The organism is Collinsella sp. TF10-11AT (genome assembly GCF_003437565.1).
GTDB lineage: Bacteria > Actinomycetota > Coriobacteriia > Coriobacteriales > Coriobacteriaceae > Collinsella.
In genome coordinates, this window is sequence record NZ_QSQW01000025.1 from 2066 (window position 1) to 3191 (window position 1126).

1 rRNA gene (only partly in view) is annotated in these 1126 nt (G+C 63.9%); it reads right to left on the reverse strand.

The features are described from left to right. A 23S ribosomal RNA gene (locus tag DXC99_RS10150) occupies window positions 1-1126 on the reverse strand (its annotated part extends 1782 nt beyond the left edge of the window); the annotation flags it as partial.

Sequence of the window (1126 nt, forward strand, 5' to 3'; positions counted from 1 at the left end):
GGCGGCTTCACCGCCCATGGGAAGCTCCCCTACCGATTCTGTAAATCAAAATCCCGCCGCTTCGGTGTCCAGCTTAGCCCCGTGTATTGTCGGCGCATGTCCACTCGACCAGTGAGCTGTTACGCACTCTTTGAATGCATGGCTGCTTCTAAGCCAACATCCTGGTTGTCTGGGCGGACGCACATCCTTTGCCACTCGGCTGGAACTTGGGGACCTTAGCGGGCGGTCCGGGCTGTTTCCCTCTCGAGCACACAGCTTAGCCCACATGCTCTGACTGCCGCGCTCTGGGCCGCCGGCATTCGGAGTTCGGTTGGATTCGGTAGGCGGCGAAGCCCCCTCGTCCATCCGGTGCTCTACCTCCGGCGGTGAACGCGCGACGCTAGCCCTAAAGCTATTTCGGGGAGAACGAGATATCTCCGGGTTTGATTGGCCTTTCACCCCTATCCGCAGGTCATCGCCGCCGTTTTCAACCGACGTGCGTTCGGCCCTCCACGGGGTCTTACCCCCGCTTCAGCCTGCCCACGGATAGCTCACCCGGCTTCGCGTCCGCGGCGCGGGACTCAAGTCGCCCTGTTAAGGCTCGCTTTCGCTCCGGCTCCCTTTCGGTTAACCTCGCCCCGCGCCAGCGACTCGCTGGCTCATTCTACAAAAGGCACGCCGTCACACCATATAGGTGCTCCGACTGCTCGTGGGCGCACGGTTTCAGGTACTGTTTCACTCCCCTCCCGGGGTGCTTTTCACCTTTCCCTCACGGTACTGGTGCGCTATCGGTCACAGGGTAGTACTCAGGCTTGGATGGTGGTCCACCCAGGTTCGGACCGGGTTTCACGTGCCCGGCCCTACTCAGGGACCGCGTCGCGCCGTCCGGTCTGGGTTCGCGTACGGGGCTGTCACCCGCTGCGGCCGGCCCTCCCATGCCGTTCCGCTCCCCAGCCGGACCTGCGCCCGGGGGCGGCAGCCCCCGGATGCGCGGCCCTGCAACCCCGTCGGCGGAACCCCTGCCGGGTATGCCCGCTCGACGGTTTGGCCATCGGTCCCCTTTCGCTCGCCGCTACTCGGGGAGTCTCGAGATTGATTTCCTCTCCTCCGGGTACTTAGATGTTTCAGTTCCCCGGGTTGTCCTCCC